The 17,776-nt window shown below is 50.8% G+C and carries 16 protein-coding genes; 8 read left to right on the forward strand and 8 right to left on the reverse strand.

Translation table 11 applies throughout. The features are described 5' to 3' along the window. Positions 1 to 144 precede the first annotated feature (144 nt). On the forward strand, positions 145 to 813 hold the full coding sequence (locus AC6R1O_RS01285; RefSeq protein ID WP_420378220.1) for a YiaD family glycine zipper/OmpA-like lipoprotein: 669 nt from the start codon (positions 145 to 147) through the stop codon (positions 811 to 813). A gap of 62 nt (positions 814 to 875) precedes the next feature. Here AC6R1O_RS01285 and shyA read toward each other — a convergent pair whose 3' ends face one another. The 3 genes from shyA to AC6R1O_RS01300 all read right to left on the reverse strand — a co-directional run bounded on the left by shyA (position 876) and on the right by AC6R1O_RS01300 (position 3,335). Beyond that, positions 876 to 2,180 (reverse strand): peptidoglycan DD-endopeptidase ShyA, encoded by a 1,305-nt coding sequence (gene shyA, locus AC6R1O_RS01290; RefSeq protein WP_487902743.1) that lies wholly within the window; start codon positions 2,178 to 2,180, stop codon positions 876 to 878. 142 nt (positions 2,181 to 2,322) lie between these two features. Next, positions 2,323 to 2,622: an isoamylase early set domain-containing protein gene (locus AC6R1O_RS01295; RefSeq protein WP_334553297.1), complete on the reverse strand. Its 300-nt coding sequence runs from the start codon at positions 2,620 to 2,622 to the stop codon at positions 2,323 to 2,325. Between the two features lie 101 nt (positions 2,623 to 2,723). Beyond that, positions 2,724 to 3,335, reverse strand: coding sequence for a hypothetical protein (locus AC6R1O_RS01300; RefSeq protein WP_500656366.1), 612 nt, complete (start codon positions 3,333 to 3,335; stop codon positions 2,724 to 2,726). A 249-nt stretch (positions 3,336 to 3,584) separates the two neighbouring features. Here AC6R1O_RS01300 and AC6R1O_RS01305 point away from each other — a divergent pair, with 249 nt between their 5' ends. From AC6R1O_RS01305 to AC6R1O_RS01335, 7 genes are all read left to right on the forward strand, one after another. After that, entirely contained in the window at positions 3,585 to 4,244 is a 660-nt protein-coding gene (locus AC6R1O_RS01305) for a YoaK family protein (protein WP_500625480.1), read from the forward strand. A gap of 235 nt (positions 4,245 to 4,479) precedes the next feature. After that, a complete protein-coding gene (locus AC6R1O_RS01310) occupies positions 4,480 to 5,850 on the forward strand; it encodes a YjiH family protein (protein ID WP_500628552.1) in 1,371 nt (456 codons plus the stop codon). A gap of 194 nt (positions 5,851 to 6,044) precedes the next feature. Then, on the forward strand, positions 6,045 to 6,527 hold the full coding sequence (locus AC6R1O_RS01315) for a putative pterin-binding protein (RefSeq protein WP_500656367.1): 483 nt from the start codon (positions 6,045 to 6,047) through the stop codon (positions 6,525 to 6,527). Beyond that, complete coding sequence (locus AC6R1O_RS01320) at positions 6,508 to 7,605, forward strand: GGDEF domain-containing protein (protein ID WP_500656368.1); 1,098 nt, start codon at positions 6,508 to 6,510, stop codon at positions 7,603 to 7,605. The genes AC6R1O_RS01315 and AC6R1O_RS01320 overlap by 20 nt, the downstream gene beginning before the upstream one ends. 65 nt (positions 7,606 to 7,670) lie before the next feature. Beyond that, positions 7,671 to 8,471 carry a Cof-type HAD-IIB family hydrolase gene (locus AC6R1O_RS01325; RefSeq protein WP_500656369.1) on the forward strand — a complete coding sequence of 267 codons (801 nt, stop codon included), beginning with the start codon at positions 7,671 to 7,673 and terminating at the stop codon, positions 8,469 to 8,471. A 133-nt stretch (positions 8,472 to 8,604) separates the two neighbouring features. Next, complete coding sequence (locus AC6R1O_RS01330; RefSeq protein ID WP_500656370.1) at positions 8,605 to 9,027, forward strand: ferric reductase-like transmembrane domain-containing protein; 423 nt, start codon at positions 8,605 to 8,607, stop codon at positions 9,025 to 9,027. A 92-nt stretch (positions 9,028 to 9,119) separates the two neighbouring features. Continuing rightward, positions 9,120 to 9,938, forward strand: coding sequence for a ferredoxin reductase family protein (locus AC6R1O_RS01335; protein ID WP_500633420.1), 819 nt, complete (start codon positions 9,120 to 9,122; stop codon positions 9,936 to 9,938). Here AC6R1O_RS01335 and AC6R1O_RS01340 read toward each other — a convergent pair. The 5 genes from AC6R1O_RS01340 to AC6R1O_RS01360 form a co-directional block, all read right to left on the reverse strand. Next, positions 9,935 to 11,194 (reverse strand): sensor histidine kinase, encoded by a 1,260-nt coding sequence (locus tag AC6R1O_RS01340; RefSeq protein ID WP_500633419.1) that lies wholly within the window; start codon positions 11,192 to 11,194, stop codon positions 9,935 to 9,937. The two genes, AC6R1O_RS01335 and AC6R1O_RS01340, sit on opposite strands and share 4 nt — an antisense overlap. Continuing rightward, positions 11,185 to 11,880: a response regulator transcription factor gene (locus AC6R1O_RS01345; protein ID WP_500633418.1), complete on the reverse strand. Its 696-nt coding sequence runs from the start codon at positions 11,878 to 11,880 to the stop codon at positions 11,185 to 11,187. Before AC6R1O_RS01345 ends, AC6R1O_RS01340 begins: the two co-directional genes overlap by 10 nt. A gap of 64 nt (positions 11,881 to 11,944) precedes the next feature. After that, on the reverse strand, positions 11,945 to 15,094 hold the full coding sequence (locus AC6R1O_RS01350; RefSeq protein ID WP_500656371.1) for an efflux RND transporter permease subunit: 3,150 nt from the start codon (positions 15,092 to 15,094) through the stop codon (positions 11,945 to 11,947). Then, on the reverse strand, positions 15,091 to 16,287 hold the full coding sequence (locus tag AC6R1O_RS01355) for an efflux RND transporter periplasmic adaptor subunit (protein ID WP_500656372.1): 1,197 nt from the start codon (positions 16,285 to 16,287) through the stop codon (positions 15,091 to 15,093). The genes AC6R1O_RS01350 and AC6R1O_RS01355 overlap by 4 nt, the downstream gene beginning before the upstream one ends. Continuing rightward, positions 16,287 to 17,660, reverse strand: coding sequence for a TolC family protein (locus AC6R1O_RS01360; RefSeq protein ID WP_500656373.1), 1,374 nt, complete (start codon positions 17,658 to 17,660; stop codon positions 16,287 to 16,289). Before AC6R1O_RS01360 ends, AC6R1O_RS01355 begins: the two co-directional genes overlap by 1 nt. Positions 17,661 to 17,776 lie beyond the last annotated feature (116 nt).

The following is a 17,776-nucleotide window of genomic DNA, read 5'->3' on the forward strand; positions in this document are numbered from 1 at the left end:
GCGGTGCTTTTTGTTATGATACCGAGCGCCATACGTCACTTAAGTGTTAATTTTTAGTAAGTTATCGTTTTGTCAGACTTACAAAATGACGCTGTTCCTTTAAGGTAAGCACACACTTGAAACAGGATGAATCGAGCTATTATGATGAACAAATCCCTCACTTTACTCTCTCTCTGCACTCTACTCGCTGGGTGCCAAGCCACACAGCGTCAGAACGCTACCACAGGTGAAACCGAAACCAATGCAACCACTCAAGGTGCCCTAATTGGCGCGGTATCAGGCGCACTCGTCGGCCTAGCGACAGGCGATAACGCAACAGAACGCAGACAACGTGCACTGGCAGGGGCCGCAGCTGGCGGCGCGGTGGGTGCTGGAGTGGGTTATTACTTTGACCAGCAAGAAGCGGCGCTGCGTGAAGAGTTACTCAATTCAGGGGTTCAGGTGAAACGGGTGGGAGAAGATCAAATCCAACTTGTGATGGAAAACGGAATTGGTTTCGCCAGTGATTCCTACCAGTTGGACGCATCGATCTACAACACGCTCAACGGCGTCGCGCGTATATTGGTCGAATATCCAGATACCGTATTGATGATTGCAGGACACACGGACAGCACAGGAAGTGAAGCCTACAACCAAAGTCTCTCACTCAAACGCGCGGAGTCAGTGAGAACCTATTTGATGTATCAGAAAGTGGCGACCAACCGCTTATCAACCCTTGGAATGGGCGAAAGTACGCCAATTTGTAGTAATGACACCGCACAAGGGCGAACCTGTAACCGACGGGTAGAAATTAGCATCTATCCCGCCAAGTAATTACTGCTCGCGTCTGCTCCTTGATCACAAACAACCAGCCACAAACAACCAGCGCCAGCGCATCAACTCGCTGGCGCAGATTCCCCTTCTCTGGCCCACTCCATCTCTTGCTGACGCAGCATCTCATCAAGCTCTGCTTTGCGCGCCTTGAAGCTCGCCATTTCTGCTTTTGGAACCGAGTTGGCCATCGGGATATTGGCTTTCATCGCATTCACCGCGCGGCCGCGGTCAAGGAGTTCGTAGTGGATATGGGGGCCGGTTACCCGCCCCGTCGCTCCAGATAAACCAATTCGCTGCCCACGACTTACCGTTTGGCCTTTGCGAACTAAGATTTTACTTAGATGCAAATAACGCGTTTTGTAGCGGCTGCCGTGTTCAATCACCACGTATTTACCTGCGTAAGGGTGGTCACGTGTCATGACGACAACGCCATCGCCCGTTGAGACAATCGGAGTACCGGTTGGGGTTGCCCAGTCCGTGCCGTTGTGCGGTGCAACACGTCCGGTAACAGGATGCAGGCGAGTAGGGTTAAAGTGCGAACTTAAGCGATAGTTGCCACCGACTGGCTTACGTTGGAACGCACGCTGTAGGCTGTCCCCTTTCGCATCATAGTATTGGCCGTCACTGTGCAAATACGCCGAGAGGGTTTGACCACGATTGTGGATCTTAACCGCTTGTATCTCGCGATTACCCGTCAACGTTTCACCGACGTATTGACGAGACTGTACCACTTCGAAACGATCGCCCGCTCGCAAGTCACGAGCAAAATTGATTTTATCTTTCAGTAAGCTGACAATCTGGTCGACTTCGCTGCTGCCAAGGCCAAGCGCGTAGCCAGATTGCGAGAAGGTGCCGTTGATTTCGCCCACCATTGGAAAGGCTTTCCATTCTCCTGGAATTTTGACGTCGCTGTATTCATAGTTGCCATCATCCAACCGCGTGTAAACTGCACGCTCGACCAAGCTAAACTCAAGCTCCATCTTCGCCAGTTTACGATTTTCATCACGCCAAAAACGCAAGGTATTGCCGGGGCGCAGCGTATCTAGAGCGAGATAGTTTAAATCCGTCTCCATGATCTGCATCAGCTCGCTATAACCAAAGCCCAATTGATTAAAAATGGTGCTTAGGTTATCGCCTGATTGGATCACGTATTCGTAATCTGGGATATCCACCGTCTCGTCGTGTTCCGCGAGCCAGTCATTCATCAGTGTGGATTCTGGGAGAGAAAGCTCAATAGTGCGATGATAGCGACCTGAATTCGGCGCAGACGACAAAGCCACAGCGATAAAAATCGGTAAACTTAATACGGCCATCTTTTTACGCTTAGAGAGCTCTTTAAAGCGTAATGTCAGACTTTTCGCTTGCACAATGCTACCTATAGAGAGAAATAACGAAGCCGTAAGATTACGAATTTATCCACTAAAAGTCATCTTTTCTAATGTAAAGATTGGATCGAAAAAGGCGCTTACGCGCCTTTTTGCAGTTGATGTCGCTAAAACCCTAAACGTTCTATTGATAGGTCGATAGCAAGCCGTTGTCATCACCAAAGCCATTCGGCTTGTATTGGTCTGCATTGGCATCATTGACCCACTTGTTGTTGTCGACCAAATAACGAAATTCGAAGTGTTGGTCTTTGGGTAGTCGGGTTTTGAATTTGAAGCTTTTCGACTTCGCCACTTTCTTCATTTCGACCGGTTGCCAATCAAGAAAATCTGCGACGAGTGCCACCGATTGGTCAGCGTTTGCTGCATCCAACTCGAAGGTGACTTCGACTTCATCTTTGGTTTTGAAAAAACGTTTGTTGATCATAGTTTACTCCGTTAACGACGTTAAAATGTCCATCTCATCCTTGTTAGCTTACAAATATGCGCAACAGTTTGCATCAAAAACAATGTAAAACCCTATTAATATTATGGTCGAATTGCCCAACTATTTTGTTCGGTCACAGTCATCATTATAGTGCGCGTTACTTTGGGTTCCTCACTCATAGGTTGATCTTCCTCACGAGTTCGCAGTGTAACGGCGATCACATCCTGATTGCGCTCTACCGCTTCCACCACGATTCGATCACCCAGCAGTAACGCATCACGCGAGATCATTCTCTGGCGGGTGGAATCATATTCAAACAGGGCTAGATAGTAAAAAAGACCACTGCCTTGATTGGATACGATGAGCGGCGCGGCGTAGCGGCCCTCTCCCAGTTCGATCAATTGATGCGTGTCGACCCAAATATCACCGCGTACTTCACCGTCTTGATATTGTCCTATCGCTCTTGCATCTTGACGTCGGGTAAGCAAGCTGTAGGCGGTGGTTTCTGGAACTTTAATCGTCCAGGGATTGGGCGTCGCAATGCCAAAGACCTGTTGCATGAGAGCATCTTGCGTCGGTGTAGGCTGAGGAAACTTCGCTCGAATCTCCTCATCAGACAAACTGAAGCGGTAAAGACCGGCGGCGGCAACGACCACCAGCAGGACAATCGGAATCAATAAAATAAGGGGAATGGGAAGTCGGCGCTTTTTCATAGTGATCACTTCACAACAGAGGTTTTCAAAGAGGGATTATTTTCAAACACATCGTATTTTCAAACATATAGTAACAGGCGGGTCAGTGAGGCAAAACGCCTATCCACGATTAATTTCGCCTGCGGCTCTGTGCCACCACGAAATCACCATGCGCGTTCTGCTAAGAAGCCAGATAAGGAGGCCACATAAGTCAGCTGCAACTTTTGGGCTGACGCGTATAATGTCCTGCTTAACAAAAGGGGGATCACGGTGATTTCAAAACTACCACGCTGGGTGGAGCACGGCGCATTTTTATTGGCACTACTGGCCGGAACCGTCAATGCGATTGGCTTGTTGGGTTTCCAGCACCAGTCCGTGTCTCATATCTCGGGTACCGTGACACTACTGGGCACCAGCCTCTACCTCTTCGATCAACAGACGCTGCACCTCTTATGGGTGGTACTCAGCTTTCTGCTCGGCGCGATACTCAGTGGCGTCTTTATCGAAAGCACCGCGCTGAAATTGGGCCGCCGCTACGGGGTGGCACTCTGCTTTGAAAGTGGGCTACTTTTGCTCGCCTACCTGCTGCTTAAGGAGGGGCACACCAGTGGTCAATATCTCGCGTCTGCTGCTTGCGGGCTGCAAAACGCCATGTTAACCACCTTCAGCGGCGCGGTTGTGCGCACCACCCACATGACGGGTATCGTCACTGATTTGGGCATTATGATCGGTGCACGCTTGCGCGGGGAAAAGTTCGATTATCGTAAAGCCAAACTCTTCTCCTTTATCTTCGCCGGATTCTTGCTCGGCGGTACGGCCGGAGCGGGTTTATATGCACAGCTCAGCATTGCAGCGCTGCTTGCGCCCGTTACCCTTGCCCTGTGTCTCGCGCTCAGCTATTGGCTCTACCTCTATATTTCACCCAAATAAACCCGCTTAGTTGCAACACAATCCCAAACAATTTAACATTCACAAAACAAATTACTGCATTACCAAGCTAATATCGAGTTTATGTCTGAATATTTAAGGGTAATTATTGAATAGTATTGCACGGCATGACAAAAGGCAGTAATCTTGCGCCCCATGACTAAATAGGGATGTTTAGTGAATATGTATGCCAAGGGATACGGCAATACTATTGACCAGATGTAACACGAGATTTGTAATGCAAGAAAACGCTCAATCTATCAATCAGCCAAAAGGGAAGAAGAACTTCTGGATGTTCTTTATTCCGTCTTTGTTGGGTCTGTTTGTCTTTATGGCGCCGATCACGTTTGACGGTGACATCACTATCCCTGTGGCAGTATTGGCGAAATCGATTCAGGCACTGTTCGGTGACGCTCTGGTCGGCATGGTGACGTCCATCATTAGCTTCATGGCGGTTGCCTCGCTGCTTTGCCGTATTAAAACGCCAGCTTTTATTGCCAACAGCGACTTTTTAAACGGCCTGTTTAACCCATCACCACTTTGGCTTGCTGTGCGTGTGATCGGTGGTCTTGCCGTTGCGATGACCTATTTCCAACTGGGCCCAGAGGCGATTTGGGAAGAAAACACCGGCGGCCTAGTGCTGGAAGGTTTGTTGCCAACTCTTTTCTCTGTGTTCATTTTTGCTGGCTTGCTGCTTCCTTTGCTGCTCAACTTTGGCTTGCTAGAATTGTTTGGCACCTTGCTCAGCAAAGTCATGCGCCCAGTATTCAATCTACCTGGACGCAGTGCGATTGACTGCATGGCTTCTTGGCTAGGCGATGGCTCCGTCGGTATCCTGCTGACCAGTAAGCAGTACGAAAACAAGTTCTACACGCAACGCGAAGCGGCGGTCGTTGGTACGACCTTCTCTGCCGTCTCCATTACGTTTAGTTTGGTGGTATTGGCCCAAGTCGAACTTGAGCACCTATTCCTACCTTTTTACGGCGCTATCTGTTTAGCCGGTGTGGTTGCCGCGATCATCATTCCAAGACTGCCACCCCTAAGCTACAAGAAAGACACCTTCATCGACGGTACTAAACCGGATGCCGAAGCGGACGCTCTGCCAGCTGGACATAACAGCTTCACTTGGGGTCTAGAGTTGGCCCTGAAGAAAGCCTCACAAGTGACGTCATTAAAAGGTGTGTTTGGTGAAGGGGTGCGTAACGCTGTCGACATGGTGTTTGGCGTACTGCCAGTGGTGATGGGTCTAGGTACGATTGCACTTGTGATTGCTGAATACACCTCGGTGTTTGCCTTCTTAGGCCAGCCGTTTATCCCATTCCTAGAGCTGCTACAAATCCCAGAAGCCGCAGCGGCTTCGCAAACCATGGTGGTCGGTTTTGCGGACATGTTTATTCCTGCCATACTTGCAGCTTCTATCGACAACGAAATGACGCGCTTTGTCATCGCTGCGATGTCTGTGACCCAGCTAATCTACATGTCTGAAGTTGGTGCACTGCTGCTTGGGAGCCGCATTCCTGTCAATATTTTTGAGCTGTTCGCCATCTTTATCTTGCGTACGCTCATCACCTTACCTGTGATTGCGGGTGTCGCGCATCTGATCTTCTAATGTGCGCCTCTGGTGACGATTGACGCAAAGCCCCGCTATGGATTTCATAGCGGGGCTTTGCGGTTTCTGTGCGTTGTCTATACTCAATAAATAAGAATCAATATTGATAAAAGGTTTTGCTCACCTGCAAAACAATCATATAATCAATAATTATATTAAAAAGACGTTATTGTCCGGACCTTTGGGGAGAGATCATGAGAAGAGTGCTTGCGCTGTTCGCTGCGTTGTCTGTTTTTAGTGCTTCAGCCTCTAGCTTAGTGATTCGCATCACCGATCGCGATCCTATCACCCTCTCTCATGAAGACATCGTAGCGAATTTCGAACCCACTACCTTCTCTACGACCCTACCTTGGTTCGACGGCAAAAAAACCTTCACCGGCTTCAAAGTCTCATCGTTAGTTGATTACTACCGCGCGAACAATACCTTCTCCGTCTCTTTTGTCGCCCTAAATGATTACGCGGCGAGCTCAAGAATCGAAGATATTCTTAAGTACGAGCCTATCGTGGCGTACGAAATAGATGGAGAAAAAATGAAAGTGCGAAATAAAGGCCCCTATTGGCTGGTCTTTAACTTAAGTCAGTTCCCTGAAATAGATAATGCTGCATTTCGTTCACAAATGGTGTGGCAGATCGATGAGATATTAGTGCATACCGCCGATGATGAGTCCAAAGAGTAAAGACGACCACTTACACACCATTCTTGCCAAAGCGAAAGTACTGTTAATCGTACTTTCGGCAACCCTGTTCATCATTAACCTCTATTTTCTTACCTCAACACGCCAGTTAGCGGCCTCATACAATGAACAGCAAAACCAAGCCACATGGTTTTTGTTTCAGTTAAACAAAGAGTTTTCTGAACTCAGAGCGATTACACCGTTCGCAGCGGACAGTGAAGAGTACTACGATCGCACCTTACTCAAATATGAGTTGACCTGGAGCCGTTTCGACATACTTCTCAGTAGCAAAGAGGCGGACAACCTGATTAGCCTTCCCGGTGCCGCCTCATTCTTTAGTGACTTGTTCCGTCAGTTTAAGCAGCTAGAACCCGAGCTAATAGCGCTCAACTCACCGGATCAGGCCAAAGCGCTGTGCGATGATATTGACGCGATCTACATGTCGATGATTCAGTACGTCAACACCAATTTTAGAATTAAAAGTCCGCTCTACCTGTCACAAATGAGCCAAGCGCAAAGTTTAACTCAGGCGCAATTTGTCTTGATGGTACTGTTGTTCGTCTGCGCGTGTATAGTTGGCTACATCATTCACAAAGACGCCATTTACCACAAGCAATTGGCGCTCACCGATTCTCTCACCGGGGTGTCCAATCGTTTGGCCATGTTCAACGATATGGCCGAATGGGTCGAACAAGGCCAGTCGTTCAACCTCTACCTTTTAGACTTAAACGGCTTTAAAGAAGTGAATGATCGTCATGGTCACCAAGCCGGTGATGAAGTGCTCGCCACGATTGCCCATCGCCTCAATAAACTGGAGGCTTACTGCTATCGAATCGGCGGCGACGAGTTTGCTTTGGTCTACCTTGGGGATACGCATCCACAGCACCACTGGAAGCAGATTGAAAGCTGCTTTAGAAAGACTATTGCTATCCGAGCGGGTACCCAAGTCTCCCTATCGACCAGTATTGGTACTGCGCACTACCCGCATGATGGTGCATCACTGAGCCGACTCATCTCTATTGCCGATGCCAATATGTACGAAATGAAGTTTGCCAAGCTTGAACAGAAATCCATTGGCTAACGCCTGTTTTGACGATTAATCAATGGTATCATGGCCGAAAATCCACTTCGTCAATGATTAACCTTATGCCCCAACACCCGATCAAATTCATCGCTGCCGACATGGACGGTACGCTGCTCGATGAAAACAGCCAGCTGAATCCGGAATTTTTCGAACTCTATCCACAACTCGAAGCGAAAGAGATCATTTTCGCGGCGGCCTCAGGCAGACAGTACTACAGCCTGATGGAAACCTTCGCCCCAATAAAAGATCGTATGATGTTCATTGCCGAAAACGGCACGCTGGTGATGCATCAAGGTCAAGAGCTCTACCGCTGTGAAATCGACAAGCAAGATATTGCCGATATTATTCGAGAGGCGAGACGCATAGACGGCGCCTACATCGTGCTGTGTGGTACTCAATCGGCATACATCGAAACCCAAGCAGAAGAAGCGCTCAACGAGTTCAAAAAGTATTATCATCGCTGTCAGTATGTCGAGGATCTTCTCGACGTTGACGATGACTTTATCAAAGTCGCCATTTTGCATTTCGGTGGCAGCGAAGCGCTGGTTTACCCAAGTGTGTCTTCGCAGTTTGGCGATTCTCACCAAGTGGTGGTGAGCGCAAAAATCTGGCTCGACATTATGAACAAACACGCCTCCAAAGGCGCGGCGATCGAGCATCTACAATCCACACTCGGTTTCTCTTTCGAACAGACGATGAGTTTTGGCGACTACCTCAATGACCTAGAAATGCTCAAAGTGAGCTACCACTCCTACGCCATGGATAACGCGCATCCGAAAGTGAAAGAGGTCGCCCGTTTTCTTGCACCGAGCAATAAAGAGGCAGGGGTGTTTAAGGTGATCAAGGCCACCCTTCTCAGCTAACCTCGGCGTTGATAGAGTAAGCGTCGCGCAGTATGACGTTTACTCTTCTCCTTTACCCACATTTACACGACTTGACCTTACTTGACACCCGATTTGCTACGCTTTAATTAGCCAGATAGAGGGAGGATGTGTCATGAAACGGGTTCTCGTCGGCATCGCAATGATGACTGCTCTCGTGACGGGGCTATGGCTATTCGCTGAGCCGTCACTATTGAGTTCGTCGCTTATATTTCAATGGCGCTCGGCACTGATTCAGTACTCCGGCATTGTGGCTATCATGTTGATGTCTCTTACCATGGTATTGGCATTGCGCCTAGATTGGGTTGAACAGGTCACGCAAGGGTTAGACAAATCCTACCGACTTCACAAGTGGACGGGGATCGCGGGTGGCGTACTGGCTATCATCCATTGGCTCTTCTATCACCTTCCTATTCAATTGGTCAGTGCAGGGATTCTCACTGCGCCGCAACGCTTTTCTGGCCGTGGGCCTGCGCACCTTGGTAGCGACCTACTCCAAGCTGGGTTCTTGAACTTCGCTCAACCGGTCTCGCTTTAGGTGAGTGGGGATTTTATCTGTTAATTGCCTTGATTGCGCTCTCGCTCTGGACCGCCCTTCGCTATCGCCCGTTTCGCGTCTCACATAAATTGATGGCTGTGGCCTATTTGATGGTTGCCGCACACTCTGCCCTGCTGCTCAAACACAGCTATTGGGGCACGCCAATTTACTTTCTCACCATGGCATTCATCGTGATTGGCGTCTTGGCTGCGATATATAGTTTGCTGGGGTTGATCGGACGTTACCATCAATATGATGCGCGGATTAGCCGCGTTCAATATCACCCACTGAGCCGCATTTTAGATCTTGAACTGCATATGCCCACCTCTTGGCCCAGCCATCGCTGTGGACAGTACGCTTATCTTCAATTTGGCCATGAAGATCCCCATCCGTTTACGCTAGTGTCTGGCTGCAAAGGGGGTAAAGTACGATTTCTTATCAAAGAGTTAGGCGATTTTACTACTGGGCTAAATCAGCGTATCAACCTAGGAGATTCGGTTCGAGTCGAAGGGCCATATGGGCATTTTTCACTCCATCAATCTAGCCCACAAATTTGGATCGCTGGCGGTGTCGGCGTGGCACCCTTTGTGGCGGCTTTACACGGTTATGCCGAGCAGCCACCACGCTATCCGGTCTTCTTTTTCTTCAGTTGTCGCGGAGTGGATACGGCCATGCTCCAAGAATTGCATCAACTTGCGACACGCAGTGGGGTGACGTTGGAGATTGTCGATACGCGATACCAACCGCGCCTCACCATCGAAGGCTTGGCGCAGCGCTTTGTGCATTTAGACCACTACGATGTCTATTTCTGCGGGTCAGAGTCGATGTCTGCTCAGCTTAAAAATGATCTTAAACGCCATCGTTTCGATACCGCGCATCACTATCACGAAGAGATGTATGCGATGCGTTAGCCACCAAATCGTACCGTCACCACCCGCCCGTTCGCGGTGACGGTATTGCAATAAGACCAACCTTGCTGCTTAACCAGCCTATCGGTGAGTTCCAGCCCTAGCCCAAAGCCTAGATCGCTGTCTTTCTCCTGGTCAGTGTCATTGTGGTTTTCAATCACCAATGTGTCACCCGTTTGCGAGATGACCACTTTGCCTTTCTGCGTGTGTTGGAAGGCATTACGCACTAAGTTCGTGATGACGATACGCGTAAGGCCACTGGGCAGTGTCACCTGAGTATCGTCGGTCGACTCAGCAACGGTGACCGCTTTGCCATGCAGTAAATAGTTGAGCTCCTGACGGATCTGCATCACTAACTGGCCGATGGCGAACGAGGTGCTCGGTAAGGCTTTCTCCTCACGACGATTGAGCCACAGTAGGGTTTCGGTGAGATCGGTCATGGTCAGCGAAGCACGCTCAATGCGCGCCAATACTTCACGCTGCTTAGGGGGCTCAACCTGACGCTCGATCATTTTGCCCAGCAGCTCGGTATTGGTTCGCGTGACCGCAATCGGCGTGCGTAGCTCATGGCTGGCATAGCCAAGAAAACGCTTTTCACGCTCGACACTGGCTTGTACCGAGCGCAAGCTCGACTGAATCATCTCGGCGAGCGCATTAAGCTCTCGGTAGTGAAAATTGGGTATCGCCGCATCCAGCTTATCTTCATCCAACGATTTCGCCCATGCGCCCAACTGTTCAACAGGTGCCGACACATTACGAATAATCATCAGCAACACCACGGAAAAAAGCGCTATCGCACCGATCGCGGTAAAAACGATATAGAAAAATGGCGGCAGCTCATCACGGCTCATCGGCGTGGTGCGATCACGATCGCCTATCTCTATAGCGGCAAAACGGCGCTCACCATCTTGCTCAAGCTGCATGACAAAATAGCCTTTCTTAGGTGGACTGAGCAAGGGAATGCCTTCGATGTGTTTGAGTAGACGGCCATCGGCCAAATCCTCTTGATCAAAATGCTGCGTGATACGGGTGGGTAAGTCTTGCCATCGCTTCGCAACCAAGAGGTCATCTTGCTGTGTGACCTGACCCGGCGCAACGTCGAGATGAAACGCTTGAGAATGGACAAAGCCGCGCATGGCCTCATCCATCCCTGAGAAAAAATAGCTCACCGCAACGCCTGACATTCCGACAATCGCGCTACTGCCCATCGCCACCATCGCCAACACAAAATAGAGCCGTAGACTACGCCTTAATCGCATACTCGCTCCTCACGTTTAAGCGCAAAGCCTCGCCCCACAAGAGTCTGTATCCGTTTGATTCCACTTTGGCCATCCACCGCCTTGCGAAGGTGGTACATGTGCACTTTCAAGCTGTTGCTGTCGGGCTGTTCATCCCCCCAGACGCTCTGCACCAGTTTGTCTCTCGAGACACTGTTTGGACTGGCGCGCAGTAACGTTTCCAGCAGTTTGTAGCCTATCGGTGTCAGTTTCATCTCCTGCCCATCGCAGGTCGCGGTTTGTGTGGTGAGATCGAGCTCGACTCCTTCCGCACTCAGTAGCGTCACTTGCCCACTGCGCCGACGCGAAAGCACTTGCGCGCGAACGATCAACTCCTCCATCGCAAACGGTTTAATGAGGTAGTCGTCCGCCCCTGCGGAAAAGCCCCCCAGTTTGTCGTCCAAGGTGTCTCGTGCCGTCAGCATGAGAACCGGCACATCAAGGCCACTGGCGCGCAGTTTCGCGCACACTTCTAGGCCATCCATTTTGGGCAAATTTAAATCTAGGATCACCACATCGTAGCGCTGATTTTGTATCAGGCTGAGCCCCGCCACACCATTCGCCGCGTGGTCACACTCAATGCCCTCTAGCGCGAGGTAGTCGATAACCGCAGTGGCCAAATCGAGATCGTCTTCCACCAGCAAACACTGTAAATGGTCGCTTTGCATGCTCTCCTCCACACCCACCATCGATGTTCATTCTTTGCATAATAAGGGCTTAGACAATCATAGCCTAGTTCACTTGTTGAGTAACTCGACGTCCCGCTCCACTGATGCGCTGCTTGAGTGCCAACAAGAGCGCTCTGACATCCTGATCAATCATCAACAGCGATGGCGTTAAGATCAAAGTGATCAAAGTAGCAAACAAGATGCCGTAACCCAGCGCCGCAGCGGCAGGGATCAAAAATTGCGCTTGCATCGATGTCTCACTCAACAGCGGCGCAAGGCCGGCAAACGTGGTCACGGATGTGAGCAGCACCGCTCTCAGTCGACCTGAACATGCTTGTTCAATCGCTTCTGATACCGACAGTTTGGCCTCTTTGACTAGCTCATTGTAACGAGAAACGAGGAGCAAGCTGTCGTTAACCACGACGCCACTCAGTGCCAACACCCCATTCAGTGACAAGATGCTGATGGTCAAATCGTTCCACCAGTGACCCAAGATAGCGCCAACAATCCCAAACGGAATGGCGACCATGATGATCAAGGGCTGAACGTACGACTTGAGTGGAATCGCAAGCAGCGCAAAAATGACGATCAGAGCCAGCACGAACGTCGACTCCATTGAGTCGGTGGACTCCTTTTGCTGCTCAGCTTCACCGGTAAAGTCGATTTTGAGCGTCGGATAATCCGCTTTCAGTGTCTTCACCAAGGTGTTTTCAAGTTGTGCGACTAACTCATTCGAGGCGAGGATATCTTTGTCCACCGCGGCACTGACATACACCGCACGTAAGTTGTCGATACGGGTGATCTCTGACGGCTGATAATCCGAGTACACCTTCGCCACCGCCGACAAGGGCACCACAGTACCATCGCTGGTTCGCACGCTTGATTGCGCGATGTCCGCTAACGTTTGACGCTCACCCTCGGGGTAACGGACCCGGACTTTGACTTCGTCTTTACCCCGTTGAAAACGCTGTACAATGTCGCCACCAAACGATTGTAATACTTGCTGAGACAGGCTTGCGGTATCCATGCCCATTGCACGGCCTTGCTCTGTCAGTTCGAATCGATACTGCGGCTCACCTAAATCTAGGTTGTCATCAATACCACTTACCCCGTCAATCGATTGCAGTGCCGCTTTCATTCGGTTCCCGGCATCAGTCACAATCTCGTCGCTACTCGCTTTGAGTTCGACTTTAAAGTTGTCCACCATCTCCTGGTGAGAGCGAATGCTGAGCTTTTTAACCCCTTCCATGTTACCCGACATCGCCAGCCATGCATCAGCAAACTCATCAATGTTATACGGCGCCTCTGGCGCTAGCTCCACTTGGATAGAGCCTGAGCGGTCGGCCGTGGCCGACACCTGTAGACTGGCAATCGCCGACGTGTCGCTCTCGCCCCGCAATTGGGCATCCACCGTAAGCGCATGGCGCTCGAGGGTCAGTAAATTGGTTTCGGTTTGACCAAAACTGACATCGTTGTACATCGACATTTGAGCCGAGACGGTGTCGCCGGCGATGTCTGGAAAAAACGCAACGCGCACGGCGCCGGTGAGCGGCATACCAATCACTAAAATGAATAACGCCAAAAAGCTGAGTACGACGGCATAGCGAAATTGCAGTGCGATTTTAATCAGCGGCTTATACACACGTTGGTTGAAGCCGTTTAACCCTCGCTCCGCGCCGCTCTGAATGCGGTTCCAAATCCCTTTGTTGTCTTTCCGGTGAGTGTCAATATGCGCCAGGTGCGCCGGTAGAATGAACTTAGACTCCACCAATGAGAGCAATAAACAGATGGTCACCACGGTGGCAAATTGCGCATAAATTTTGCCCATGTTGCCATCAATGGCGGCAATCGACAAAAAGGCAGCCACGGTGGTCAGAACCCCAAAGACGGTCGGCGCCGCCACTTTGAGCGTGCCTTTAATGGTGCTCTCTATGGTGTCCCCCTCAGCTCGGCGGGTCGCGTAAATGCTCTCGCCCACGACCACCGCATCATCCACAACGATGCCGAGCGCCATGATGAAACCAAAGGTGGTCATCTCGTTGATGGTCAGCCCAACGAAGGAGTCGGTCATAAAAAACAAGGTGCCAAAGAAGACAAAGGGCAAACAAGCTGCGACCCAAAATGCCACGCGCAGGTTAAGAAACAGCGCCAACACAATAAACACCATCGCAATACCGGTGAGCGCGTTGGTGGCAAGCAGTGATAGACGCTCTTTGATCATGGTACTTTTGTCATACCAAGTTTCCATGTCGACATTGTCAGGCAATACGTTACTTGCTCGCCACTGCTCAACCACCTGTTTGGCCTGCTCAACAATGTTGACCACATCACTGCTGTCATCCATCAAAATCTGGATGCCGATGGCATTTTGCTGGTTATAACGGGACAACGAGTAGCTATCTTCTTCGAACGTGTCGCTGACCGTGGCAATATCGCCAAGTAGAATCTGTGCGCCTGACTGAGTTGTAATGATGGGAATTTGGCGAAAATCTTCCACTTGATACGCTTGCTCTGACGCTTTGAGGCGCACGGTTTTTTCGCTGTTGCGCAGGCTGGTCGAAATGGCCGTCGCGCTTTCTGCGTTGATGGCATCCGAGACATCCGTGAGTGATAAGCCATAGGCCTGCAAAGCCTGCTCATTCACCTCCACCGAAATCATCCGCTCTAGCTCTGCATTGATAGAGAGATCGCTGATCGCACTCTCACTCAACAAATCGGATTTCAGATCTTGAGCCAAGATCTGCAATGTCGAACGGTCCGCATCGCCATACAGTTGCACCCAAATCGCATGATCCTGACGACGTGCTTTTTCGATGACCGGATTGTCCGCTTCCGCTGGCCAGTTGTTGATGGCATCCACTTCGTTTTTGACATCCGTCAGCAAGGTATCCAGATCGTAACTGCTCTCTTTTTCAATCGACACATAGCTGCCAGTCGAATCCGACGTAGAGGTAATGCGTTTGATGCCCGGTACGGTTTCCAGCGCTTCTTCAATTTTTATCGCAATCCCTTCTTCCGCCTGAACCGGATCGCCACTGTCATAGCTGACAGCAACACTGACCACATCAGGTTCAAGAGTAGGGAATGCCTCTTTACGCAACGAACTGACGGAAAACAACCCCACGATGATCACACCCATCATCAATAAGTTTGCCGCCACTGGGTTGCGAGCAAACCACGCAATCACACCCGTAGAGTGATTCGACTGACTCATGATTTGCCCTCCTCATTGGCCAACACTTTCATGCCGACTTGAAAACTGCTCAACGGACGCATCACCACTTGAGCCGCTTCTTCGCTCAGCGGATCAATATAGACGAAATTGTTGCGCTCAAATCGCTTAGTTGCGGCGGCTTTGACCAAGCTGCCTTGTTGGTTGACCATCCAGACTTCCCCTTGCTGCGAATACGCAGATGCAGGAATTTGCCAAAGGTTATCGACCTCAGGCCCAGTTAAAGTAGCTTTGACAAATGTACCCGGGTACAGCGGAGACGCCTGCTCAAGAGGAGTTTCCACCACCGCAATCACTGAACGCTGGCGAGTGGTCTCTGTGATATGTTGGTTAGCGCGATCGACGCGCGCTTGCCATTGGTGTTGGCTTTGACTGTCCGTCAACGTAACTTGCCACTGCGTGACATCACTCTGGCCGTCTGCTTGTAAGGTCAACCACTGCTGCTCCGACAAGGCTAACTCGACTTCAACACGATCCACGCTGTAGAGCGTCGCAATGCTATCGCCGGTCGAGACGTAGCTGCCCGGCTGAATAGAGCGGGCCACAATCAGCGCATCAAATGGGGCACGAATGCGGGTGTCCTCGAGATCTTTCTTCGCAGCCGTGAGGGCTTTTTCTGCGTTATCCAATGCCGCTTTAGCGCTCTCGAGCTGGGGTTCACGTAGCACCAAGGTGGAACTTGGTTCACCGGATAATCCAGAGCGTTGCCACTCTGATTTGGCTTGTTCACCTTCACGCTGCTCTTCTAGGTAGGCAAGCTTTGCCGCCGCGACGTCCGCTTCTGCGCTCGCGACCGCTTGCTGGTATTGCGTAGTATCCAGCGTGGCAAGGATCTGACCTTTTTTCACCATTTTCCCCGTTTCAAAATCATCAGCCAAGCTCACCACGCGGCCATTGACCTCACTGGTGAAACTGAGGTTGTATCTCGGCTGCGCCTCAGCGTAGCTGGTGATTTGCGCCTGATAGCGGTTAGCTTGAGTGGTCTGTACCGCAACTTGTGACAGCACGCGACTGGCCGATGCGCTTTGCTCTGGTTGTACCCTTTGCGCTTCCTGCGCGGGGGTCTCTCCAGGGCCCTTGGGCGGCGCCAGTTGGCTTCCATTGTAGGCAACAGCGGCAAAAATCGAACCCGCGGCAACCAGCGTCACGGCTAGGGTCAGTGCATTTTTTTTCATCAAGATACTCCTAGGCCTAGCGCGAGGCCCAAATCAATTCGGTTTAACAATCGCTGGTACGTGGCGCTCGTGAGTTGCGCTTCGATGTCGTAGGCTTGCTGCTGAACAGTGAGAAGGTCAAAAATATCCACCAGCCCCTCTCGATACTTTTGTTCATAACTTTCGACGCTGCGGCGCGCGCTCTGTAACGCGCTCTCGAGATGTTGCTGCTGCTTCTCCAAAGCATGTTCTTGGCCGACAGCGGTTTCTACTTCACTTACGGCATCAAGGAGTGTCTGTTGGTAAACCCAGTAGGTTTGCTCGGTGGTCAGCTCGGCCAACTCCGCTTGAGATTTCAACTTACCACCTTGAAAAATCGGCGCTGAAATCTGACCCAACACGCTCCACACAGGGTTGGTGAGTAGCGCCTCACTCGGGGTTTGCGCTAGGTCGGTCAAACTGGCTGAAAGACTAAATGAGGGCAACATCGCTTTATAAGCGGCATCGGTGCGCAGTGCTTCCGCTTCAATGTTGTAAAAGGCTTGCTGTAAATCAGGTCGACCAGCCATGTTTTGTACACCCAGACTGTCGAGCGGATTGAGCACCGTCGCAAATACCCCAGGCACTTCGTCTCCGCTCAATTGAGGGGCACGCAGCCCAGTGAGCAGTGCTAAGTTGCGCTGACTTTGGGCCAGGTTCTCTCGATATTCCGCCACGGTCGCGCGCGTGGAAGAGGAGTTGGTTTTTGCACTGTCGATCTCTTCTAGACTGCCTAGCCCAACTTTGTAGCGCTCTAGCACCAGCACTTCGTTGTTTTCGAGAATGTCCAAGCGTCGCTGCTCTATATCCAACAGTTGTTTATTGACGCTGATTTCAAGCCAGCCCCGCATCACGTTGGCCGCAAGCAGATCTTTTGCCGCCTGCAAGCTCGCCTGTGTGGCGGCGATGTCTCTCTGCGCGGCGGCGCTGCTATCCGCCAATTGACGCCAGATATCCAGCTCCCAACTGACATTAAGCTCACCCGTGTAGCTCTCATCGCTGCCTTCTGTTTGCTCACCAGACAACCCAGCACTCAGTGTCGGCCATTGGTCCGCCGCGGTGATACCGTGCTGCGCATACGCCATTTTCAGGGCAACAATACTTTGTTGAAGGCTGGGATTATTCTCCATGGCCGCCGCTAAATAGGGCGCTAGCGCTGGAATGTTCACCAAATCGGTGATCGCCTGCAAAGGCTCATCACTTGGTGACTGTTCATCCACCAACTTGCTGACTAGCTGTTCAATGGCCAGCTCATTGCTGATTTGCGCTTGGTCTACGTAATCGGTGCGATTGCCTGAGCTGCAGCCCAGAAGGCTCGCCACGACAAGGCTGATTAAGGTTGTTCGAAAGGTCATGCTTACATCTCTCCCATCTGATAACGGTAAGAGTAAACAAGGCGGGGTTAAGAGAGGGTTAAGATACAAAAAAAGAGCAGGCGATGCCTGCTCGATAGGGGAAGGTGAGACTTAGA

Source organism: Vibrio sp. R11-SG3-ISO3-SZ, from assembly GCF_059834345.1.